The organism is Angustibacter peucedani (assembly GCF_054779595.1).
In genome coordinates this window covers 1-20,936 of record NZ_BAAGXY010000016.1, presented here as the reverse complement: position 1 = coordinate 20,936, position 20,936 = coordinate 1, and the positions used below count along the sequence as shown (strand labels likewise).

General features: G+C 73.8%; 19 protein-coding genes, 1 tRNA gene and 1 pseudogene. 8 read left to right on the top strand and 13 right to left on the bottom strand.

Going from position 1 to position 20,936, the window contains the following annotated elements; all coding sequences use genetic code 11:
- Nucleotides 1-71: 71 nt before the first annotated feature.
- Nucleotides 72-959 (top strand): CPBP family intramembrane glutamic endopeptidase, encoded by an 888-nt coding sequence (locus ACYVJ4_RS04390; protein ID WP_460458894.1) that lies wholly within the window; start codon nucleotides 72-74, stop codon nucleotides 957-959.
- Between the two features lie 51 nt (nucleotides 960-1,010).
- On the opposite strand, the gene ACYVJ4_RS04385 is transcribed toward ACYVJ4_RS04390, so the two are convergent.
- A complete protein-coding gene (locus ACYVJ4_RS04385) occupies nucleotides 1,011-1,607 on the bottom strand; it encodes a hypothetical protein (protein ID WP_460458893.1) in 597 nt (198 codons plus the stop codon).
- A gap of 112 nt (nucleotides 1,608-1,719) precedes the next feature.
- Here ACYVJ4_RS04385 and ACYVJ4_RS04380 point away from each other — a divergent pair, with 112 nt between their 5' ends.
- Entirely contained in the window at nucleotides 1,720-3,045 is a 1,326-nt protein-coding gene (locus tag ACYVJ4_RS04380) for a helix-turn-helix transcriptional regulator (protein ID WP_460458892.1), read from the top strand.
- 90 nt (nucleotides 3,046-3,135) lie between these two features.
- Nucleotides 3,136-3,975 (top strand): hypothetical protein, encoded by an 840-nt coding sequence (locus ACYVJ4_RS04375; protein WP_460458891.1) that lies wholly within the window; start codon nucleotides 3,136-3,138, stop codon nucleotides 3,973-3,975.
- On the opposite strand, the gene ACYVJ4_RS04370 is transcribed toward ACYVJ4_RS04375, so the two are convergent.
- The 6 genes from ACYVJ4_RS04370 to ACYVJ4_RS04345 form a co-directional block, all read right to left on the bottom strand.
- Nucleotides 3,953-4,687 (bottom strand): DUF5995 family protein, encoded by a 735-nt coding sequence (locus ACYVJ4_RS04370; protein ID WP_460458890.1) that lies wholly within the window; start codon nucleotides 4,685-4,687, stop codon nucleotides 3,953-3,955. The genes ACYVJ4_RS04375 and ACYVJ4_RS04370 overlap by 23 nt on opposite strands.
- A gap of 8 nt (nucleotides 4,688-4,695) precedes the next feature.
- Nucleotides 4,696-5,400 carry a hypothetical protein gene (locus ACYVJ4_RS04365; protein ID WP_460458889.1) on the bottom strand — a complete coding sequence of 235 codons (705 nt, stop codon included), beginning with the start codon at nucleotides 5,398-5,400 and terminating at the stop codon, nucleotides 4,696-4,698.
- Nucleotides 5,397-8,498, bottom strand: a complete 3,102-nt coding sequence (locus ACYVJ4_RS04360) for a CHAT domain-containing protein (RefSeq protein WP_460458888.1) — start codon at nucleotides 8,496-8,498, stop codon at nucleotides 5,397-5,399. Before ACYVJ4_RS04360 ends, ACYVJ4_RS04365 begins: the two co-directional genes overlap by 4 nt.
- 90 nt (nucleotides 8,499-8,588) lie before the next feature.
- Nucleotides 8,589-9,611 (bottom strand): 1-aminocyclopropane-1-carboxylate deaminase, encoded by a 1,023-nt coding sequence (locus tag ACYVJ4_RS04355; RefSeq protein WP_460458887.1) that lies wholly within the window; start codon nucleotides 9,609-9,611, stop codon nucleotides 8,589-8,591.
- Nucleotides 9,612-9,682: 71 nt separating this feature from the next.
- A tRNA-Met gene (locus tag ACYVJ4_RS04350) sits at nucleotides 9,683-9,759 on the bottom strand.
- Between the two features lie 83 nt (nucleotides 9,760-9,842).
- Nucleotides 9,843-12,869 carry a UPF0182 family membrane protein gene (locus ACYVJ4_RS04345; protein WP_460458886.1) on the bottom strand — a complete coding sequence of 1,009 codons (3,027 nt, stop codon included), beginning with the start codon at nucleotides 12,867-12,869 and terminating at the stop codon, nucleotides 9,843-9,845.
- Nucleotides 12,870-12,981: 112 nt separating this feature from the next.
- On the opposite strand from ACYVJ4_RS04345, the gene ACYVJ4_RS04340 reads away from it, so the two are divergent.
- Nucleotides 12,982-13,524, top strand: a complete 543-nt coding sequence (locus tag ACYVJ4_RS04340; RefSeq protein WP_460458885.1) for a PPA1309 family protein — start codon at nucleotides 12,982-12,984, stop codon at nucleotides 13,522-13,524.
- A 4-nt stretch (nucleotides 13,525-13,528) separates the two neighbouring features.
- On the opposite strand, the gene ACYVJ4_RS04335 is transcribed toward ACYVJ4_RS04340, so the two are convergent.
- Genes ACYVJ4_RS04335 through ACYVJ4_RS04320 form a run of 4 tightly spaced genes read right to left on the bottom strand, consistent with a single transcriptional unit; the run spans nucleotide 13,529 to nucleotide 16,375 of the window.
- Nucleotides 13,529-14,644 carry a YlbL family protein gene (locus ACYVJ4_RS04335; RefSeq protein WP_460458884.1) on the bottom strand — a complete coding sequence of 372 codons (1,116 nt, stop codon included), beginning with the start codon at nucleotides 14,642-14,644 and terminating at the stop codon, nucleotides 13,529-13,531.
- Nucleotides 14,641-14,850 carry a hypothetical protein gene (locus tag ACYVJ4_RS04330; RefSeq protein ID WP_460458883.1) on the bottom strand — a complete coding sequence of 70 codons (210 nt, stop codon included), beginning with the start codon at nucleotides 14,848-14,850 and terminating at the stop codon, nucleotides 14,641-14,643. Before ACYVJ4_RS04330 ends, ACYVJ4_RS04335 begins: the two co-directional genes overlap by 4 nt.
- Nucleotides 14,851-14,900: 50 nt before the next feature.
- Entirely contained in the window at nucleotides 14,901-15,332 is a 432-nt protein-coding gene (locus ACYVJ4_RS04325; RefSeq protein WP_460458882.1) for a molybdenum cofactor biosynthesis protein MoaE, read from the bottom strand.
- Nucleotides 15,332-16,375 (bottom strand): NAD-dependent epimerase/dehydratase family protein, encoded by a 1,044-nt coding sequence (locus ACYVJ4_RS04320; RefSeq protein ID WP_460458881.1) that lies wholly within the window; start codon nucleotides 16,373-16,375, stop codon nucleotides 15,332-15,334. Before ACYVJ4_RS04320 ends, ACYVJ4_RS04325 begins: the two co-directional genes overlap by 1 nt.
- Before the next feature lie 186 nt (nucleotides 16,376-16,561).
- Here ACYVJ4_RS04320 and ACYVJ4_RS04315 point away from each other — a divergent pair, with 186 nt between their 5' ends.
- On the top strand, nucleotides 16,562-17,959 hold the full coding sequence (locus ACYVJ4_RS04315) for a zinc-dependent metalloprotease (protein WP_460458880.1): 1,398 nt from the start codon (nucleotides 16,562-16,564) through the stop codon (nucleotides 17,957-17,959).
- Complete coding sequence (locus ACYVJ4_RS04310) at nucleotides 17,956-18,510, top strand: NUDIX hydrolase (protein WP_460458879.1); 555 nt, start codon at nucleotides 17,956-17,958, stop codon at nucleotides 18,508-18,510. The genes ACYVJ4_RS04315 and ACYVJ4_RS04310 overlap by 4 nt, the downstream gene beginning before the upstream one ends.
- Before the next feature lie 135 nt (nucleotides 18,511-18,645).
- Here the strand turns inward: ACYVJ4_RS04310 and ACYVJ4_RS04305 are convergent, their stop codons facing one another.
- Both ACYVJ4_RS04305 and ACYVJ4_RS04300 read right to left on the bottom strand, forming a co-directional pair.
- On the bottom strand, nucleotides 18,646-19,059 hold the full coding sequence (locus ACYVJ4_RS04305; RefSeq protein WP_460458902.1) for a rhodanese-like domain-containing protein: 414 nt from the start codon (nucleotides 19,057-19,059) through the stop codon (nucleotides 18,646-18,648).
- On the bottom strand, nucleotides 19,056-19,637 hold the full coding sequence (locus tag ACYVJ4_RS04300) for a M48 metallopeptidase family protein (RefSeq protein ID WP_460458878.1): 582 nt from the start codon (nucleotides 19,635-19,637) through the stop codon (nucleotides 19,056-19,058). The genes ACYVJ4_RS04305 and ACYVJ4_RS04300 overlap by 4 nt, the downstream gene beginning before the upstream one ends.
- Before the next feature lie 517 nt (nucleotides 19,638-20,154).
- Between ACYVJ4_RS04300 and ACYVJ4_RS04295 the strand changes: the two genes are divergently transcribed.
- Both ACYVJ4_RS04295 and ACYVJ4_RS04290 read left to right on the top strand, forming a co-directional pair.
- Nucleotides 20,155-20,313: a DUF5679 domain-containing protein gene (locus ACYVJ4_RS04295; RefSeq protein WP_426562150.1), complete on the top strand. Its 159-nt coding sequence runs from the start codon at nucleotides 20,155-20,157 to the stop codon at nucleotides 20,311-20,313.
- Between the two features lie 118 nt (nucleotides 20,314-20,431).
- Nucleotides 20,432-20,936 (top strand): annotated as a pseudogene (locus tag ACYVJ4_RS04290) (ThiF family adenylyltransferase); the annotation flags it as partial.

Sequence of the window (20,936 nt, the reverse complement as noted above, 5' to 3'; positions counted from 1 at the left end):
TGCCTGCAGACCTGCGCGTGCGCGTCGCCAGCCAGACGCGGCCGACCCCGCCTGACGGCCAGGCTCGAGGCATGCAGACCACCGAGATCGCCCGGCCCAGCCGGACCCCGTTGCGCGACGTCCTGGCCTTCAGCGGCCTCACCTACGCCTTGGCGCTGGCCGTGGCCCTCGCCTTCCCCGACGCCCACATCAACGTGCTCTTCAACTCCCTCGTGCCGGTCGTGGCCGTCACGGTGCTGACCTTCACCCTGGTCCGCCGCGGCGGCCGCCGCGAGCTGTGGCGATCGTTCGGCCTGCGCCGATCGGGTCGGCGGACGTGGGGCGCGGCGTTCGCCGTCCCGCTCGCACTGTGCGGCGGGGCGTTCGGGACCGCGCTGCTGGTCGGTGCCGGGACCCTGAAGCCTTTGCACATCACCGGGTCCACGGCGAGCAACTTCGTGGTCAACACCGCGATCAACCTGGTGATCACCGTGCTGTTCGCGCTGAGCGAGGAGATCGGGTTCCGGGCCTTCATGCTGCCGCGCGTGCAGCAGCTCACGGGCCGGCGCCGCGCGGCCGTCGTGACCGGCTTCGCCCACGCGCTGTTCCACCTCCCGCTCATCCTGCTCGCGACCACCTACGACGCGGTCGGCTCGCGCTGGGTCGTCGCCCCGGTGGTGGTCGTGACGGTCACCGCGGCCGGTGTCTTCTACGCCTGGCTGCGCGACCGCTCGGGCACCGCGTGGTCGCCCGCCGTCGGGCACGGCGTCGCGAACGTGACCTTCGACCTCGGCCTGGTGGCCGTGGCCTCGACGACCGCCGGCAGCCTCGACACGGTCGCCGGCGAGAGCGGCTTCGCGACGCTCGGCGTCGTGGTGGTCGCAGCGGTCGTGCTGCTGGCCCGGGCCCGGGTGTGGAGGTCCCGGCCCGCCGTCGAGCCGGTCGACGCCCCGGCGCACGAGCTCGTCGACGTCCGCTGACCTCGCGGGCCGCGCGGGCCGTCGCCTCCGGGCGGCGGCCCGCGCCGCGCGTCACCGTGCGGGAGCCGAACCGGTGCGCGCGAGGCTGCCGAACGCCACGACGAGGACGACGTTCACCGGCACCGCGACCGCCGCGATGTTGCCGATGTGCGCGACCGGCCAGAAGACGATCGCGACGAGGACCAGCGCGGCCTGCCAGCGTCGACCGAGCCGCGCCAGCGCCCAGGCGACGAGTGCGAACGAGAGCGGGAAGAACAGGCCGAGCGGCTTGATCAGGTTGGCCGCACCCGGCTGGTCGACGAGGGCGGTGTCCCCCAGCGACAGGTGGATGGTGTCGAAGCCGTAGGCGACGTTGCCGGCCATCCCGACCAGCCCGGTGAGGACGACGGCCGCGCGCAGCCGCGAAGCACGGGGCAGCCACTCGGCGACCCGCAACACGACGAACCCGTACGCGATGGCGCCCAGGACGTGCAGGACGCCGGCGGTGGCGTCGTCCCAGCCCCGGGCGGCGTAGGTCGAGTCGGCGGCCAGGTAGAGCAGCGGGGCGACGACGAGCGAGGCCGTCAGCAGGGCGGACGTCGGCGTGCCGTCGGCGGTGTCGGCGTCCGGGGTCGTGGTGGTCGGGGCGGCGTGCGCTGAGGTGGTCATGCGGCCACGCTCGCGGCGACGGTGCCGTCGCCACCACGGGGTTGACCCTGAGACGGCATGTGCAGGGAAAACCCTGCCCCGCAGGGGGTGCCGCGCGTGCCACGATGCCGACGTGACCGACGACCGCCCGCCTGCCGTGCGGGGCGCCGTGCCCTGGGTGGTGCTCAGCGCCGTGGTGGTGGCGGTGACGGTCGGCTTCGCGCAGGGCGTGTGGCTGTCGAACCTGCACAACGGCCTCTTCGCGCTGGCGTTCACGGGCGTGGGCACGTACGTGCTGGTGCAGCGGCCGGGCAGCCGCGAGGGCGCGCTGTTCGTGGCGACTGGGCTGGTCGAGGCGGTGCTGTTCCTCGGGCGGCAGCTGGCGCACTCCCCCGACGGCGGCGGTCGGTGGTGGCCGTGGCTCGGCGTGTGGCCGGTGGTCGTCGGGCTGGCGCTGACGACGCTGTCGGTGATCGGGTTCCCGGACGGGCGGCTGCCGTCGGCGCGCTGGCGATCGGTCGTGGCGGTGGTGGCCGTGGTCACGGTCGTGTGCGCGGTGCTGTCGGCGCTGTGGCCGGTCGAGTACGTGTCGGCCGGCGTGACGGCGGTGCACCCGGTGCACGCGGTGGCGCCCGACGGGGTCCAGACCCTGTGGTCGGCGCTGGCGCACCCGGCGTACGTGGCGTTCCAGGTGCTGTGGGTGGTCGCGGTCGTGCAGCGCTGGCGGACGTCGAGCGGCACCGTCCGCAGCCAGCTGGCCTGGGTGCTGATGGCCGCCGGGGTGTCGGTGGTGGCCCTGGTCGTCGGGCTGGTCGGGTGGCGGTCGCCCCGGGCGGGGTTGCTGACCGCGACGGTGCTGCCGCTCGCCGCGGGCTGGGCGGTCGTGCACGGGCAGCGGCTGGCCGCCTACCGCGCGCTGACCTGGCTGTCGCGCAGCTCGCCCGACGCGATCGACCTGCCGGAGCAGTTCACCGCCGCGGTCGCGCAGGCGCTGGGTGCGCGCTCGGCGACGCTGGTGATCGGCGCGGACGACGCCGCGCGAGCGCTGGGGGCTCGCGCGGCGGACCGGGCGGTGCGACCGGTGGTGCGCGGCGGCTCGCCGGTGGGGGCGCTCGTGGTCGAGGGCCTGCCGCACGGGGGTTCGCTGTCGATGGCCGAGCAACGGCTGCTCGACGACCTCGCGGCGCAGGCCGCCCTCGTCGTCGAGCACCAGAGCCTGTCGGCGGCCATCGCGCGGCAGCGGCGGGCCGGGCGGCTCGACCGGCTCACGCCGCGCGAGCAGGAGGTGCTGGAGCTGGTGGCGGGTGGGCTGTCGAACGCCGCGATCGGCCAGCGCCTGCACCTGAGCATCAAGACGGTGGAACCGGTCGTCAGCACCATCTTCAGCAAGCTCGACCTGCACCCGGACGTCGACCACAACCGCCGCGTGCTCGCCGTCCTCGCCTACTTGCGCAGCTGATCCGCCCGGTTTGCGCCGTTGCCCGAGCCCGGACGACGGGAGCACACTGCCGGTGCAGGGGTGCTCGGGCCGGTGTGGTGCGAGGCCGCGATGGACGTGACGAGCCAGGTGCCGCGGGACGACCGCGTGCTGCGGTACACGCGCGGGGTGTCGCTGTTCATCGTGCCGTTCCTGTTGGGGGCGTGGGTGATCCTGTACGTCTTCCCGAGGCGCACCGCGCAGCTGTGGGCGTGGCCGATCGCAGCGCGCATGTCGTCCATGGTGCTGGCGTCGGCCTACCTCGGCGGCGCGTACTTCTTCCTGCGGGTGCTGCGCGAACGGCGGTGGCACAGCATCGGCACGGGCTTCGTGGCCGTCACCGTCTTCGCCTCGCTGCTGGGGGTCGCGACGGTCGTGCACTGGGACCGGTTCTCCCACGGGCACCTCACGTTCTGGCTGTGGGCGGCGCTCTACTTCACGGCGCCGTTCCTGGTGCTCGGGGCCTGGGTGGCCAACCGTCGGTACGCGGCTCCGGTCTCGGCGTCCGACGTCGTGCTCGGTCCGGTCGCGCGGTCGGTGGTCGGCGGGGTCGGGCTGCTGGCGCTGGCGCAGGGTGCGGCGATGTTCGTGCGGCCGAGCGCCTTCGTCCCGTTGTGGCCGTGGGCCCTGACGCCGCTGACGGCTCGGGTGGTGGCCGCGACGCTGTGCCTCGGCGGCGCGGGGGTCGGCGCCTGGCGCGACCCGCGGTGGACGGCGTTGCGGCGCATGGTGGAGGTCGAGGTGGTGATGGTCGCCCTGATGCTGGTCGCGGCCGTGCGGGCCTCCGACGAGCTGCTGCCCGGGCGGGCCCTGGCCTGGCCGCTGCTGGTCGGGATCGTGCTGGTGCTGCTGGGATCTTGCGGCCTCTGGGTGCGGTACGAGCGGCCGCTCAGGCGGGTGGCGGCAGCGTGACGCCGAAGCCGGCGACCGCCAGGCGCAGCAGCACCTGACCGGGGGCGAGCAGGTCGGCGATGCGGGCCGCGCTGAGCACCTCGAGCTCGCCGAGGCGGGTCGCGTACGCGCCGAGGCCGGCCAGGCGCGCCCGCTGGAGCTCGAGCGTGTTGTGCCACACCTTGGCGCGCGACTCGCGCAGGAACCGCTTCGACGCCGCCCGGTTGAGCGGGCGCAGCGCGCGGTCGGTCAATGACAGCTGCACGTCGAGCGCGGCGTCCTCGGCGGCGACGCGACCGGCGAGCACGCCGTCGATGCGCTCGTGGTCGCGCTGGCGGCTCGCCATCAGCACGGGGTCGGCGAAGTCCTCGTCGGAGATGACGGCGAGCAGCGCCTGCGGCAGGTCGTAGTTCACGTGCGCGTTGATGCCGAGCAGCACCCGCCGCAGCGACGGCAGGTCGGCGGGTGCGTCGAAGGCGAGCCGCCACGGCCGCGAGGCCCGGCCTCCGGCCAGGTGGGCGTCGAGCGCGTCGAGGTACAGCTGGGCGAAGGCGACGTCCCAGCGCTCGACCCACCCGGCGTCCTCGAAGGTGCCACCGTCGACCGCCGCGCCGACTGCCAGCGTCGTCCGCCGGTAGGTGTCGAGGAAGGCGCGCAGATGCTGCTGGTCCGGCGGGAGCGCCTCTCCCCTGGCCCGCATCGCCGCGACGACGGCGTCGACCTCGTGTGCCACGGCGTCGCCTACTGCGGCAGGGAGCCGTTCTGCCGCGCCTGCTGGTGGTCGGTGCGCGGCCAGAAGAACACCGCCTTGCGGCGCGCGGTGACGTACCCGACGTCGATGGTGGTCTTGACCGCGACGTCGAGCGGCGCCCGGACGACGACCGCCAGCCGGGTGCACCCGTCCAGGTCGGCGGACCCGGTGCGCTTCAGCACCCAGCGGGGCTTGGAGGTCTTCTCGTTCAAGGCGTCCACGCTGACCTCCTGCATCGTGCGCTCGGTGCCGCGCTCGACGGAGGCGTCGATGCCGACGTCCGCGATGGTCAGCTTGGGTCCGAGCGACACCTTGGTCGACCGCGAGACCTCGCTGGCCACCCGGTCGGGCTTCATCGACCACGCCACGGCGTCCGGGGTGAGCCCGTCGTCGCGCGTCATGGTGAGGTCGAGCCAGGCGCGCTCGAACCGTTCGGACGCGTGGTCGAGGTGCAGCGAGAGCGCGAGAACGCCCAGCAACCAACGGGATCCGCCGTCCTCGCGGAACGCCTCGGTGTCGGCGTCGTCCTTGGCGTAGTCGGCGGGCAGCTCGGTCCAGAACGGTCCGCCGAGCAGCACCGAGCCCGGGACGTCGTCGGGCCTGTCGTCGCTGCGGGTCTCCCGGGGCTCGAGCGCGATCGGCTGGAGGTCGAGCGCCGGGACGTCGACGGCGAAGGCAGGATCGGTCGTGGTCATGTCGGGGTTCCTCTCCCGCTCAGCGTGAACGCGCCCCAGTCCCGGTAGACGGGGTAGGCGGCGCGGGTGGTGCGCTGCGCGCGGGCGAAGGCGTCGAGAGCGTTGACGCCGGCGGCCAGGTCGGTGTGCAGGGTGGTGAAGAACAGCTCGGCGGTGTCGGACCGCACGTCCCACATCGTGCCGATGACGCAGCGGACGCCGGCGAGGAGCAGCGCCGCCGGCAGGCCTCGGGGGTTGTCGGCCTGGTCGAACTGGCCGAGCGCCGTCTCGCACGCGCTGAGCGTGACGACCTCGGTGCCGCGCAGGTCGTCGGTGAGCAGCTCGTGGGCGCGCAGCACGCCGTCGCTCTCGTCGTCCGGCGCGAGGAACACGCACTGGAAGGACGGGGCGTCGTAGTCGTGGCGCCCGTGAGCGGCGATGTGCACGAAGCGCGCGGTGCGCAAGGCCTCCCGGACGGCGGACTCCGTGGCGTGGGCGTCGACGAGCGCCTGCTCGCCGTAGACCGCGGCGACGGCCTGGGCCTCGGTTCCCGCGTGGCGCAAGGGGTTCAGGCCGTGCAGGCCGTCGGCGTAGGTGAGCCCGAACGACGCGATCTTGCGCCGGCGGTGGGTGCCGGTGGTGGGCTCGCCGCGTGAGTCGAGCAGGAGGGCGCGGTTGGGCAGGGTCGAGACACGCCAGGTCTCGGCGAGCGGCTGGTCGTGGTGCGGCACCAGGTGGAACGGCACGTAGTGCAGCGCGCCGTGCGGCACGAAGCACACGTGGTCGACACCCTGGGCCGACCAGGCGTCGAGCCAGGGCGTGAGCGCGGGCAGCAGGCTCGCGAGGCTCTGCAACCCTTGTGCCGCTTCGGGTGAGAGGAGGTCGGGCTCGCTGGGCTCGAGCAGCGAGCGGCGCAGGTCGGCCACCCACGCGGTGAGCAGCGAGCCCCACAGCCGTCGTCCGCCGTGCGACATCTCGACCTGGGCGTCCGGGGAGCCGAGGTCGATCATGAAGGCGTTCATGCCGTCGCGGGTCATGCCGACCGCGTAGAGCCCGGCGTTGCCGTCAGGCGTGCGGCCGAGGTAGAGCTCGACCAGCGCCGTCCGGTCGTCGAGCGACGCCTCGATCTGGTGCTGCCCGAGCAAGGTGACGGTCTGCGCGCCCCCGAGCATCTCGCGGTGCAGCCGGCGGTCGAACGCCTGCTTGAGCGCCCGGACCTGGCCGTACGGATCGCCCTCGACGCCCTGCACCGAATCGATCCGGGACGCCGCGAGCAGCAGGTTGTCGTCGAGCGCGCGGTCGGGGTCGTCCGGCTCGGTGCCGATCTGCGCCTGGATCGTGGCGATCTGCTGCAGCAGGCTGGTGGCGGCGGTGTCCCGGTCGAACGCGAAGCGTTGAGCGCTCACCAGCAGCGCGGCGAAGCGCATGCCCTTGGCGACCTGGAACGCGATGAGCACGGCCTCCGGGTTGTAGGCGACGCGGTCGCCCTCGACCCTCCCGAGCCGGGCGAGGGCGTGCCGGCAGACGTTCTGCACGAGCTCGGTGGCGGCGTCCCCGGCCTGGTTCTCCAGGGCCAGGGCGTTCGGGCCGACCGCGACGATGGCGGCGATGGCTCCCTCCTGCGCCCCGTTGTCGATGAGGGTGCTGATCCGGGTGAGCATGTCGAGGGGCCGGTCGGTGAGGCCGAGGTCCACAGCCTGTCGCATCGCCTGGCCGTACAGCTGGATCGCTGCGGTCAGGTCACCGGCGTTCACGGCGTTGACGGCCAGACCGAGGGAGAGCTCCATCCGCAGGCCCTGCAACGGCCGGGCCATCTCCTCGGCCCAGACCGGCGCGACCTGCTCGGCCTCCGCCAGCAGCTGCAGCGACTGCTCCTCGCCGTCGATCTCGCTGATCTGGCGGGCGACCCAGGCCAGGCCCGACGCGTAGGCGGCCGGGTCCCACCGCTCGTCGCGCGCCATGGTGCGCACCAGGTCGGGGGTGTCGGCGACGTCGGCCGCGAGCAGCCGCTCCCGGCCGCCGTCGACGCGGGCGACCAGGTCGCGGCTGAGCTGGAACTCCCACAGCGTGGGCAGCTGGTGCTCGGGGGCCACGCTGGTGATCAGGGGGCCGGCTCGCTCGACGGCGGCCGCGCCGAGAAGCGGCGCGGACTGGCGCAGCAGGGCCATCGAGTTGATCGCGATCTCGACGGCGCGGTCCTGGCCGTAGCGATCGACGAGCGCGTCACCGCTGTCACGCACCAACCACTCCAGATCGGCGGGTGCCGGCGCCTCGTCGAGCTCGGCGAGCAGCCCGTACACCGCGACGACGTCGGCCATCGCCTCGTCGCGGTCGATGAGCGCGGCGGCCTCGCGCGCGAGGTCGGCGACGTGCGCGCGGTCGACGGGCTCGCCGAACTCCTCGAGGTAGATCAGGCTGCTGGCCTGCGCCTTGCGGCAACGGCCTCTGGTCGGTCCGTCGCCGAGCGCGGCCGCCTCGGCGTAGGCCGCCTCGGCCGTCGTGAGCAGGTCCACGGGCGGCGGCATGACCCACTCCTCCTCGGGCACCCCTACCAGCTCGCGCTGATGGCGCTCGAAGAACTGCCGCTGCTTGATGTAGAGCGTTGTCTTGAGGGTGGCCCGGCTCGGTGCCGTCACGATCGGGTTGCTGCACAGGGCGCCGAGCGTGATGAGCGCGCTGAAGAGGTGGTCCTTGTCGCCCGCTTCCCGCGCTCGTGCCACCTGGTGCTCGGCAACTCGTTGCGCGGCCCGGGCGAGACGGCCGTCGGACTCGCGGACGAGCAGCCGCCCGGCGGCCGTCGCGTACATCCCGTCCAGGACGATGCTCTGCCGGCCGAAGTGATCAGTGGTGCCGTCGGCGTCAGCCGCCGCGGCGCGGACGATCGAGAGCAGCGCCACGGCGTCGGCGTCGCCGCTCTGGTCGGCGAGCGCGCACGCGACGTCGACCCCTTCCTCGTCGAGCGTGTCGGCGTGCCGTGGCGCCTGGGCGACCGCTTGCTGCAGCGGGACGACGTCCTGCCGGACAGCCATCCACAGCTGGGCCAACGGGGTCGCGGCGAAGCGGTCCAGCGCGGCGGAGAAATCGGCGTCCAGCGCCGGGGACGTGGTGGTCTCGCCCATGACGGCCTCCCTGCGAGCCGCGACGCCGTCGTCCGGGCGTCGTGCTCATGGTGGACCTGCGCGACCTCGCCCGTCACCCGTTCGGGCGAATCACCAGCTGAAGATCCCGCTGTAGGCGTTGAGGGCGGGCTGGCCGCCGAGGTGGGCGTAGAGGACGGTCGAGTCCTTGGCGATCTCGCCGCCGCTGACGAGGTCGACCAGCCCAGCCATGGACTTCCCCTCGTAGACCGGGTCGATGATCATCGCCTCGAGCCGTCCGCTGAGCAGGATCGCCTCGATCGTCGACTCGACCGGGATGCCGTAGAGGTCGCCGGCCCAGCCCTCGAGCACCGTGATCTCGTCGTCCCGCAGATCGCGGCCGAGGCCGATCAGCTCGGCAGTGCCGCGGGCGATGCGGGCGACCTGGTCGCGGGTCTTGTCGAGGGTGGCCGAGGCGTCGATGCCGAGAACGCGACGCGGGCGGCCACCGGCGTCCTCGAGCGCGGCGAAGCCGGCGATCATGCCGGCGTGCGTCGAGCCGGTGACGGTGCAGACCACGACCGTGTCGAAGAAGACGCCGAGCTCGCGCTCCTGCTCGGCCACCTCGTACGCCCAGTTGGCGAATCCGAGCCCACCCAGCCGGTGCTCGGACGCCCCGGCCGGGATGGGGTACGGCTTGCCGCCGCTCGCTTCTACCTCGTCGAGCGCCTCCTGCCAAGACTTCCGGATGCCGATGTCGAAGCCGGCCGGGTCGGGCCGCGCGTCGGCGCCCATGATGCGCGACAGCAGGATGTTGCCGACCCTGTCGTTGACCGGGTCGTCCCAGTCGACCCACTTCTCCTGCACCAGGCGGACCTTGAGCCCGAGCTTGGCGCCGACAGCCGCGACCTGTCGGGTGTGGTTCGACTGGTAGCCGCCGATCGACACGAGCGTGTCGGCGCCGGACGCCAGGACGTCGGGGACGATGTACTCGAGCTTGCGGGTCTTGTTGCCGCCGAACGCGAGCCCTGAGCTGACGTCCTCGCGCTTGGCCCAGACCTGCGCGCCTCCGAGGTGCTGCGTGAGCCGGTCGAGCCGGTGCACCGGGCTGGGTCCGAAGGTCAGCGGGTACCGCTCGAAGTCCGTGATCGCCATGCCGCAGTCTGGCATCGGCAGGCAGCGGAGGGAACGACGAAGGCCCGGTCCTGACGGACCGGGCCTTCGAGTGGTAGCGGGGGCAGGATTTGAACCTGCGACCTCTGGGTTATGAGCCCAGCGAGCTACCGAGCTGCTCCACCCCGCGTCGGTCGGCCTCGCGGCCGAACTGATAGCAAGGCTACGTCAGGCGGTCCGGCCGGGGCAAATCGGCCCCGGCCGGAGCACGTCTCACGGCGTCGACGAGGGCGTCGCGGACGGCGACGCGCTCGGGCTGGCGGACGGCGTGGCCGTCGCGCCACCGGAGGGCGCCGCTTGGGCCTCCGCCTCGACCGCCCGCTGCAGCGCGTCCTGCAGCCGCTTCTGCGCCTCGCCGTACGCCGCGAAGTCGCCCTTGCCCAGCGCCACCTGGCCGTCCTGGATCGCCTTCTGCGCGTCGGCCAGCGCGGTCTTCAGCTCGTCGGACGGCGTCGTCGTCCCACCGCCGCCCGAGCCGCCGCCCGTGCCAGTACCGCCACCGCCACCGGTCCCGGCGTCCCCGGCTGAAGCGCCCGAGTTGCCGCCGAACACCTGGTCCAGCGCCTCGTCGAGAGTGTCGGCGAAGCCGATCTTGTCGCCGAAGCTGACCAGCACCTTCTGCAGCAGCGGGTAGGACGTCGTCCCGGTGCCGCGCACGTACACCGGCTGCACGTACAGCAGACCGCCACCGACCGGCAGCGTCAGCAGGTTGCCGTTCTCGACCCGCGTCGAGCCGCCCTGCCGCAGCAGGTTCAGCGTGTTCGACACCGTGGTGTTGGAGTTGAAGTTGTTCTGCACCTGGCCCGGGCCGGAGACCACCGTGTCCTTCGGCAGCTGCAGCACCCGGATCGTGCCGTACCCGTCACGCTTCTTGCCGGCTTCGTCGCCGGCATTCGCATCCACCGCCGCGAAGGCCGTCAGCACGTTGCGCGTGCCACCACCGGACGGGATGAAGGTCGACGTCAGCGAGAACGTCGCCCCCTCCTGCCCCGGCATCTGCAGGGTCAGGTAGTACGGCGGCTGGTCGATCGCCGTCGTCCCCTTGGTCGGGTCGTCCGGCACCACCCAGAAGTCCGAACCGCCGTAGAACGCGCTCGGGTCGGTCACGTGGTACCGCGCCAGCAACGAGCGCTGCACCTTGAACAGGTCCTCGGGGTAGCGCAGGTGCGACATCAGGTCGGCCGACACCTCCGACAGCGGCCGCACCGTGCCCGGGAACACCTTCATCCAGGTCTTGAGCATCGGGTCCTTGTCGTCCCACGCGTACAGCTTCACCGTGCCGTCGTACGCGTCGACCGTGGCCTTCACCGAGTTGCGGATGTAGTTGACCTGGTTGTCGGCCAGCGCCTGCACCGAGCTCGTCGCCGCGGTCAGCGAGTCGGCCGTCACGTCACCCAGCTGCGCCTTCTGCGCGTTGGGGTAGCGGTCGGTCGTGGTGTAGCCGTCGATGATCCACTGGATCTTGCCGTCGACCACCGCGGGGTACGGGTCGCCGTCGACCGTCAGCCACGGCGCGACCTTCTGCACCCGCTCGCGCGGGTTGCGGTCGAACAGGATCCGCGAGTCGGCGTTCACCCGGTCGGACAGCAGGATGTTGTACTCCTGCATGGCGATCGCGAACGCCGCCCGCTTCGCGAACGACCCGATCGCCACACCGCCCTTGCCGGTGTACGTGTTGTTCTTCTGCCCGCTCTGGCTGGTGTCGGGGTAGTCCAGCTCGACCGGCGCGCTGCCCTTCGGCGCCCCCACGATCGAGTAGCTCGGCGACTTCTCGCCGAAGTAGATCCGCGGCTCGTACTGCCCCAGCGACCCGGTGGGCGGGATGTCGCCCTCGTAGAACACCGGCTTGCCGTCGCTCTCGCGCTGGTTGCCGTAGGCCGAGACGACGCCGAAGCCGTGCGTGTACGTCGTGTGGTCGTTGACCCAGTTCCGCTGCGCGTCAGCGAGTCCGTCGAGCTCGAGCTCGCGCACCGCGATCACGGTGTCGCGCGACTTGCCGTCGATCGTGTACCGGTCGACGTCCAGGCTGTCGGGGAATGCGTAGTACTGCTTGACCTGCTCGAGCTGGCGGAACGCGTCCGACACCAGCGCCGGGTCGAGCAGCCGGATGCCCGGCACCGTCTCGGCGTCGTTGCGCAGCTGCCCGGACGTCGCCGTCGTCTTCGCGTCGTACTCCTGGATCTGCACGTCGTCCAGCCCGTACGCCGCCCGAGTCGCCGCGATGTTGCGCTCGATGTACGGCCGCTCGCGCGAGGACTCGCTCGGCTTGACCTGGAACCGTTGCACCGCAGCGGGGTAGATGCCCCCGACGACGATCGCGCAGATCACCAGCAGCGCGGCACCGAGCCCGGGCAGGCGCCACGAGCGCAGCCAGATCGCGCCGATCACCACGAGGCCCACGACCACCGACGCGATGGCCAGGAACATCTTGGCCGGCAGCACCGCGTTGACGTCGGTGTACGTCATGCCCGTGAAGTCGCGCGCCAGCGAGTGGCTCGCCGTCGTCAGGTCGTACCGGTCGAGCCAGTAGCCGATGCCGCGCAGCAGCAGGAACAGCCCCAGCAGCACCGACAGGTGCACCCGGGCCGCGGTCGTCGTCCGCTGCTGCTCGCCGCCCTGCAGCCGCAGCCCGCCGTACAGGTAGTGGACGACGAACGCCGCGATCGCGGACAGGATCACCGCCGCCGTCAGCACCGACAGCACCAGGCGCAGGAACGGCATGGTGAAGACGAAGAAGCCGAGGTCCATGTGGAACTGCGGGTCCTTCACGCCGAACGGCGTGCGGTTGCGCCACATCAGGTACACCTGCCAGCGCCCGGACGCCGCCGCGCCCGCGATCAGCGCGATCGCCAGCGGCAGCACCACCGTCGCGACACGGCGCAGCGGCTCGATCTGCTCGCGGTAGTGGTCGAGCGAGGCCTGCTCGGGCGACACCGGCGCGTACACCGGCCGCGTGCGGTAGGCCAGCGACAGCGACACCGCCACCGCGGCGCCCACCACCACCGCGGCGATCACGAACAGCAGCACCCGCGCGAAGAGCGTCGTCGTGAAGACCTTGGTGTAGCCGATCGACTGGAACCACAGCACGTCGACCCACACGCGCGAGGAGAACACCGCCAGCACGATCACCGCGACGACCACCGCGATCGCCGGCACCAGCGGCCCGCGCCGCCTCGGCGCCACCACCGGCCGGTCGCCCTCGCGACGCGGCGGTCCACCCCAGGGCGGGTTGAAGCTCACGGTGTTCCCCTCGCTGACGGCAGGACGGCGGCGGCTGCCCGACCGGGCACCCTCAAGGCCTCAACTTACCCGCGGGCCCCAGGGTTCCCGCTCGCCCCGAGCGGTTGGCAGGATGGCCCGCGTGACCAGCTCCCTCACCCGCGCCCTGCTCGAGACCGAGGCGCACGTCGCGAGCGCCGGGTGGGACCAGCCGCCGCGCCTGTTCGCCCTGGTGCGCACTGCCGCGCTGCTCGAGCGCGAGCCGGGCCTGCGCACCCAGCTCGACCCCGGCACGGTCGAGGCCGCGGCCGCCGACGACGGCCACCTCATCGCGGTCGAGCAGGAGAACCTGCCCGCCACCTCGCACCTCGAGTCGATCCTGGGACAGATGACATGGGGACCGGACGTCGACGGCGTCGCGATCACGGTCGAGCGGGTCGTCGTCCCGCCCGAGGCCGAGCGCGACCTGCCGGCCGACGACCAGGCCGCCGTCGACTACCTCGCGGCGCACCCGTCGCGGCAGGACGTGCGCCTGGCGGTCGCCGTGCTGCGCGGCGGCGAGCACCAGTGCGGCGTGCGGCAGCGCCAGCACGACGAGGCCGGCTCGGTCGCCGTCGGTCCCGACCTCGTGCCCGGCCTGGTCGCGGCCCTCGCCGCGACCCTCGAGAACGACTGAGCCGCTAGCTCGTCTTGGTGCAGGTCGGCAGCGAGCCGCCCTGCCCGGCCGCGATCTTCTCGACGTCGGTGCGCGACTCGTGCAGCGTCGACGTCTTCACCACGCGCAGCCCCGACGGCACGTTGCCGACGACCTCGTCGCAGTTCGACGACGGCGCCAGGAACCATTGCGCCCCAGCGTTCTTGGCGCCCACGAGCTTCTGCGCGATACCGCCGATCGGGCCGACGTTGCCCGCCCCGTCGATGGTGCCGGTGCCCGCGATCTTCGCACCGCCGGTGAGGTCGCCCGGCGTCAGCAGGTCGTAGATCCCGAGGGCGAACATCATGCCGGCGCTCGGCCCGCCGACGTCCTTCGTCGCGAACTTCACGTCGACCGGGAAGTCGTACGTCGGCGAGAGACCGACGCCGAGCACCGTGCGGCCCTCCGAGCTGGCCAGCTGGGTGGTGACCTCGCGGGTCGAGCCGTCGCGGCGCACCTGCACCTTCACGGTGGCGCCGGACTTCAGCGACTGGATCTGCTTGCGCAGCGCAGCGCTGTCCGACACCGGCGAGCCCTGGAAGCCCGTGATCACGTCACCGGCCTTGAGCACCTTCGCGGCGGGCAGGTCGGCGCCGACGTCCGCGATCGTGATGGTCTCGGGCACGGTGCGGCCGAGCTCGCGCAGGCCCGCCGCGGTGGCGCTCTGCTGCGAGTCCGACATCTCGGCGGCGGTCTCGGCCTCGGCCTGGCCCTGCGTCTGCCCCGGCGGGAACACCTGCTCCTCGGGGATGACCGCCTGCGTCGGCGAGACCCAGCTGCGGAAGACGTCGAGCAGCGTCACCTTGTGACCCGGACCGCCGAAGACGGCGACCGTCGTCATGTCGAGCGTGCCCTTGCCGGTGGGGCGGTACGACTCGGTGCCGTCGACGCGGATCAGGTCGGTGCCGCCCACCTGGCCGAGCACGTTGGTGGCCGGGCCGGGCGCGTAGATCGCGTACGGCGCGGGCACCAGCGCGACCACGGCCGCGAGCCCGATCGCGAGCAGACCCGTCAGCACCACGGTCAGCGTGCGCGGCGTCAGCCCGGACGACGAGCGCGGCGGCGGCCCGCTGAGCAGCGGGGGCGTCTGCAGCTGGCTCATCGTCGCTCCTGACCCTGGGGGCGGCTGGGGTCCCGGTCGGCGCTGCGGACGTGCGCCATGGCCTCGCGGAACCGCGTGTAGTCCTCGACCGTGTCGTAGCCGTCGCGCGGACGACGCTCACGACGGGCGAGCAGCACGACCCCGACGACGACGAGCGTCGCCACCACGGGGACGAGCCACCAGACCCAGAACGGAGCGCTCGACACCACCGAATCGTAACGGCGCGACCTGTGAGCCAGCCGCGCGCCTGGCGCGGTCAGGGCAGCCCGACCCACTCCTGCTCGCCGTCGCCGAACGTCTGGTGCTTCCAGATCGGCACGGTGGACTTCAGCGTGTCGATCAGGTCGCGCGCCGCGTCGAACGCCTGGCCGCGGTGGCGCGCGCTGACCGCCACCACCACCGCGAGGTCGCCGATCGCGAGGTCGCCGACCCGGTGCACCGCCGCGAGCGCCACGACGTCGTGCCGCCCGGCGACCTCGCCGCACACCTGCCGCAGCTGGTCGGTCGCGGTCGGGTGCGCGGAGTACGACAGCGCGGTGACCGCGCGCTCGTGGTCGACGTCCCGCACGGACCCCACGAACACCGCGGTGCCGCCGGCCGACCCGTCCGCGACGGCCGCCAGAACCTCGTCGACCGACAGCGCGGTGTCGCGGACGGCGCACAACCGCACCGCCTCGGGGCCGGTCATCAGCTCTCCCTCCGCCGGCGGCGGCGCACGATCGCGGCGGTGCCCACGAGCGCGACGGCCGCACCGGCCGCGCCCAGGGCGGCGTCCTTGCGGTCGAGCCGCCGCGAGGCGACCGCGTGGTGGCCGCGCACCTGCTCGAGCAGCTCGCCGAGGCACGTCTCGTTGTCGTAGGTCGGCGTCCACCCCGCGGCGCGCAGCCCGGACGACGACACCACCCACGGGTGCACCACGAACGCCAGGTCGGTGGCCGGCGCCGGCAGCACGCCCACGCGGTGCAGGCGCTCGGCGGTGCCGAAGGCCAGGGCTGCGGGGAGCTCGACGCGGCGCATCCCGCTCAGCCGCTCGACGTCCCGCTGCGGCATCGACCCCTCGCTGCCGACCGTGAGCGGCCCCTCGAGCCCGGCGACGACGGCGGTCTCGACCGCGCGCGCCAGGTCGTCGACGTGGCAGAACTGCCAGCGGGTGTCGGCCTCGCGAACCGCCAGCAGCCGGGGCGCCTCGAAGTGGCGGGTGACGACGGTGTCGACGCCGGGGCCGACGAGCGCGGCGGGGCGCAGCACCGTGACCGCGACGCCCGGGTGCGTGCGGTGCACCCGCGACAGCACCTGCTCGACCTCGAGCAGGTCGCCCACCGTGCCGGCGTCGGGCACGGCCGCGACGGGCGCGTCGTCGTCCAGCGGCACCGGGTTGTCCGCGGTGGCGCCGAGCACCATCGCGCTCGTGACGGCGACCAGCCGCTGCGCCCCGACGGCTGCCGTGGCGGTGGTGACGGCCTGGGCGCGGCGCACGGCGTGCTCGCGCCGGGCGGCGGCGGCCTGGTCGAGCGCCGCGGCGAGGTCGGTGGGGGCGGCGAGCAGGACGACGACGTCGACCCCGCGCAGGCGGCTCGCGACGTCCGGGGTGTCGAGCGGTCCGACCCGCCAGGTCGCGTCGGCCGGGCCGCGGGACTCGTCGAGCGCGAGCACCTTGCCGACGGTGCCGTCGGCAGCAGCCGCGAGGAGGCGCTCGGTGACGGCGGTGCCGAGGACGTCGGCAGCGCCCACGACCGCGACGGTCGGCGCCTTGGCACGGCCGGGGCGGGCGGGCCGCCGGGTGCGGCGTCGCGTGCTGGCGCGTTCAGCCCTCGGTGAAGATCCCGGGGAGGGAGCGTCCGACGGGGAACTCACCGGCGGCCTCCCTGGTTATCGTCGTGGACCCGCGACATCTTCGCAGGCGTGGAGGAGAGTGCGATGAGCGACCGACCGATGGGCTTCGGCCCGTCCGACCCGGACGACGAGCCCGACCGCGGTTCGGACGGTCGCGACGAGGGTGCTGGCGGCTCGCCCGCCGACCCGTTCGCCGCGTTCCTCGGCGGCGGCGACCCCGAGCAGCTGGCCCAGATGCTGCAGGCCGCGGGCGCCGGTGACGTCGACGCCGACCAGGTGCGCCAGATGATGGCCCAGGTGCAGCGCATGATGGCGACGCCCGGCGACGGCGGGCCGGTGAACTGGCAGCTGGCCGGCGACATCGCCCGGCAGGTCGTCAGCGAGCACGGCGACGCGAGCGTCGGCGCGGTCGAGCGGCGCGAGGTCGACGACGCGCTGCGGCTGGCCGACACCTGGCTGGCCGAGCACACGACGCTGCCCTCGGCCGGCACCCGCACGCACGCCTGGAGCCGGGCCGAGTGGGTCGAGGGCACCCGGCCGGTGTGGCGCCGGCTGGTCGAGCCCGTGGCCGAGAGCGTGGGCACCGCGATGGCGGACGCGCTCGGCAAGCAGGCGCCGGCCGAGCTGGCGGGGCCGCTGGGTGCGGCCTTCAGCGGGCAGGCCGGCGCGATGATGCGGCAGATCGGCGGGTCGGTCTTCGGCATGCAGGTCGGCCAGGCCGTCGGCACGCTCGCCACCGAGATCGTGAGCGGCACCGAGATCGGGCTGCCGCTGGTCGAGGACGGCGCGGTCGTGCTGCTGCCGGCGGGGGTGCGCGCGTTCGGCGAGGGGCTCGACGTCCCGCTGGACGAGGTACGGCTGTACCTCGCCCTGCGCGAGGCGGCGCGCTCGCGGCTGTTCGCGCACGTGCCGTGGCTCTCGTCGTCCCTGCTGGGTGCGGTCGAGGACTACGCGCGTGGCATCACCATCGACACCGACCGGATCGAGTCCGCGCTGCGCGAGGCCGACCCGAGCGACGCGGCCGCGATGCAGCAGGCGCTGTCGAGCGGGCTGTTCGAGCCCGAGCGCACGCCGGTGCAGCAGGCCGCGCTCGACCGGCTCGAGACGATGCTCGCGCTGCTCGAGGGCTGGGTCGAGGTCGTCACCGACGACGCGGCGGCCGCGCTCCCCCACGCCGGCGCCCTGCGCGAGACGGTGCGGCGTCGGCGCGCGATCGGCGGACCGGCCGAGCAGACGTTCTCGGCGCTGGTCGGGCTCGAGCTGCGGCCGCGCCGGCTGCGCGACGCCGCCGCGTTGTGGCAGGTCATCGGGCGCTCGCTGGGCGTCGAGGGGCGCGACGCCGTGTGGTCGCACCCCGACCTGATGCCGACGGCCGACGACCTCGACGACCCGATGGGCTACGCCGAGCGCCGGGCCGAGGCCGATGCCGGGTCGGCGGACGTCGACGCCGCGATCGAGCGCCTGCTGCAGGGCGAGGAGTGAGCGACCTCTTCTCCGACGCGGTCTCGGTGCTGACGCGGTGGGCGGCGCCGTCGTCCGAGCAGGGAGCGTTGCGCGACGGGTACCTGGAGCACCTGCGCGCCCACCCCGACGGCATCTGGCGCGACGGACCGCCCGCCCACCTGACGGCGTCGTGCTTCGTGCTCGATCCTTCGGGTGAGCGGACGTTGCTCACCCTGCACCGGCGCGGGGGCTTCTGGGTGCAGTTCGGCGGGCACCTGGAGCCGGGGGATGCCTCGCTGGCCGGGGCGGCGCTGCGCGAGGCGCGCGAGGAGTCCGGCGTGCACGACCTGGCGATGACCGCCGAGCCGGTCGACCTCGACCGGCACGCGCTGTCGTCGCGGTTCGGGCGCTGCGCCGAGCACCTCGACGTCGCCTACGCGGCGGTGGCTGCTGTTGATGCGCTGCCGGTGGTCAGCGACGAGAGCGACGACGTGGCGTGGTGGCCGGTCGACGCCCTGCCCCCGGACGTCGTCCCCGACCTGCCGCCGCGGCTGGCCCGCGCCGCCGCCCTCGTGCGCGCTCGCAGTTGATCACGTTGTGCATGGCTAGGCGTGCTGTCCAAGGGTTGTAGCCCGTGACAAGCACCGCTAACCCTTGGACAGCTGCCAGTCGGCAAGGCGTGCGCGGCCTTCATGACGTGATCAACTGCGGCGGCCGCGAAGCGATCAGCGGCGGACGTCGGCGGGGCCGTCGGTGAGCGGCAGGCCGGCCGCGACCCAGGCCTCGACGCCGCCGGCGAGGTCGGTGGCGCGGTGCAGGCCGACCCGGCGCAGGCTCTCGGCGGCCAGGCTCGAGCTGTAGCCCTGGCGGCACACCACGACCACCTCGACGTCGTAGCCGGTGGCCTCGGGGATGCGCGAGCCGCTGGCCGGGTCGAGCCGCCACTCGAGCACGGTGCGGTCGATCACGAGCGCCCCAGGCAGCTCGCCGGTCTCGGCCCGCTGGGTCTCGGTGCGGGTGTCGACCAGCAGCGCGCCCCGGCTCTGCGCCGCGAGCGCCTCGTGCGGGTCGAGGCGTCGGACGCCGTCCCGCGCCGCGCGCAGCACCGCGTCGACCCCCGGTGGCTGCGGCTCGCTCAGGCCGGCTCGCCCTCGGTCTCGGCGCCCACGACGTCCGGCGCCTCGGCCTCGGCCAGCGGCTCGTCGCCGGTGTCGCTGACGTCCAGCCCGGCCGTCGCCGACACGCCCTCAAGGTAGCCCCGCGCCCGTTCGGTGCGCGGGTAGGACGCCAGCAGCGCCCAGAACGCCGCGCCGTGCCGCGGCTCGATCAGGTGCGCCAGCTCGTGCAGCAGCACGTAGTCGAGCACCCAGGCGGGCATGCCCTGCACCCGCGAGCTGATCCGGATCGTGCCGTCGGCCGGGGTGCACGAGCCCCAGCGGGAGTTCTGGTTGGTCACCCACGCGACGGACGCCGGCCGCGCCTGGCCGCCGAGGTAGCGCGTCGACAGCTCGCCGGCGCGCCGGGCCAGGGCCGCGTCGCTCGGACGGCGGCGCCGGTCCTGCGCCTCCAGCCGCTGCACCATGGCCGCGACCCACTCGGCCTCCTCGGCGCGGGTGAAGCGCGCGGGGATGAGCACGATGGTGCGCCCGCCGTCGCGGTAGGCGCTCACGGTGCGCCGGCGGCGACGGCTGCGGCGGACCTCGACCTCAGCAGCCATACCCGGACGGTACCCGCCGGCACCGACGTCCACCCCGTGGACACACAGGGTCCACCAGCACGACACGAGTTTTCGTCCACAGGGTGGGGACGACGTCCTCGCAGGTCACCGGCCCGTAGCGACAGCCCACGCGCCGTCGTCCACAGGTCGTCCCCCGCCCTCCCACAGGCCAGGGGCGACCCCTCCCCAGGATGCCCACAGGGCCGTCCACAGGGAGCACGCCGCCCGCGTTGACCCCCGCCGCGCCGTCGCCCTAGCGTGGCCACCCACGAGACCCCTCGGGATAACCCGGGTCTCCCGCGCCTGGGGAAGGGCGCGGGCGGCCCGCGAGCGCCCCGGGGGGTCTCGCGTCTGAGCACGGCCCTGAGCACGGGCTGAGCACGGCCTGAGCACGGGCGCGCCGGGGGTGCCTCCCGCACGCCGAGCACGGTCTGGTCTATGGTGAGGGCCGCTCGGTGAGCACGAGGGCAACCGCCCCGCCACCGAGGAACCCACCCGAGACGACGAGGAGACACCCATGGCGGACGAGACCTGGAGCGGCGAGTTCTACTGCGTGAAGTGCAAGGAGAAGCGCGAGGCCGAGGGCAAGGTCGTCGAGACGAACGGCCGTCGCATGGCCAAGGGCGTGTGCCCGGTCTGCGGCACGAACCTCAACCGCATCCTCGGCAAGGCCTGAGCACCACGACTCAGCCGCTGACGGGCGGTCCGCACCTCGGTGCGGACCGCCCGTCCGGCGTTTGCGGGCCTGTGGACGAGCGCGGACGTCGGCGGGCCGGCGCTGCCAGGCTGGTGCGGTGCGACGACGACCCCGCCTCCACCCCGGCCTGCGCCCCGCGTGGCGCGACGCGACCACCCTGCAGCTCGGCACCGCGCCGGGTCGAGGCGTCGTGCTGGCCGGGCTGCGCGCGGGCGACGACGTGCTGGTCGAGGCGCTCGACGGCACCCACGACCTGGACGCCCTGGCCGAGGTGGCACGCGGTCGCGGCCTGCCGGTGCGCCGGGTCGGCGAACTCGTCACCGCGCTGGCCCGGGCGGGCGCGCTGCTCGCCGACGGTTCGCGGGCGGCCGACCGCGCACACCTGAGCCGGCTGCACCCGGGCGACCGCGAGCGGCTCGCGGGCGACGCCGAGGGGTGGTCGCTCGTGCTGCCCGGTCCGCGCGACGACGGGCTGATGCTGCTGTCCCGCCGCCGCGCGCGGCACGTGCTCGTCGACGGCGTCGGACGCCTGGGCGCTGCGCTGGCCGCTGTGCTGGCGGCCGCCGGCGTCGGGCACGTGCTGGTGCGCGACGACCGCCGGG

Excerpts from the sequence above, each read along its gene's own strand:
- ACYVJ4_RS04365 (WP_460458889.1), bottom strand. The coding sequence starts at position 5,400 with ATGACCACGACCGATCCTGCCTTCGCCGTCGACGTCCCGGCGCTCGAC.
- ACYVJ4_RS04390 (WP_460458894.1), top strand. The coding sequence starts at position 72 with ATGCAGACCACCGAGATCGCCCGGCCCAGCCGGACCCCGTTGCGCGAC.
- ACYVJ4_RS04300 (WP_460458878.1), bottom strand. The coding sequence starts at position 19,637 with ATGGCTGCTGAGGTCGAGGTCCGCCGCAGCCGTCGCCGCCGGCGCACC.
- ACYVJ4_RS04360 (WP_460458888.1), bottom strand. The coding sequence starts at position 8,498 with ATGGGCGAGACCACCACGTCCCCGGCGCTGGACGCCGATTTCTCCGCC.
- ACYVJ4_RS04295 (WP_426562150.1), top strand. The coding sequence starts at position 20,155 with ATGGCGGACGAGACCTGGAGCGGCGAGTTCTACTGCGTGAAGTGCAAG.
- ACYVJ4_RS04325 (WP_460458882.1), bottom strand. The coding sequence starts at position 15,332 with ATGACCGGCCCCGAGGCGGTGCGGTTGTGCGCCGTCCGCGACACCGCG.
- ACYVJ4_RS04340 (WP_460458885.1), top strand. The coding sequence starts at position 12,982 with ATGGCCCGCGTGACCAGCTCCCTCACCCGCGCCCTGCTCGAGACCGAG.
- ACYVJ4_RS04385 (WP_460458893.1), bottom strand. The coding sequence starts at position 1,607 with ATGACCACCTCAGCGCACGCCGCCCCGACCACCACGACCCCGGACGCC.
- ACYVJ4_RS04335 (WP_460458884.1), bottom strand. The coding sequence starts at position 14,644 with ATGAGCCAGCTGCAGACGCCCCCGCTGCTCAGCGGGCCGCCGCCGCGC.
- ACYVJ4_RS04375 (WP_460458891.1), top strand. The coding sequence starts at position 3,136 with ATGGACGTGACGAGCCAGGTGCCGCGGGACGACCGCGTGCTGCGGTAC.
- ACYVJ4_RS04315 (WP_460458880.1), top strand. The coding sequence starts at position 16,562 with ATGAGCGACCGACCGATGGGCTTCGGCCCGTCCGACCCGGACGACGAG.
- ACYVJ4_RS04355 (WP_460458887.1), bottom strand. The coding sequence starts at position 9,611 with ATGGCGATCACGGACTTCGAGCGGTACCCGCTGACCTTCGGACCCAGC.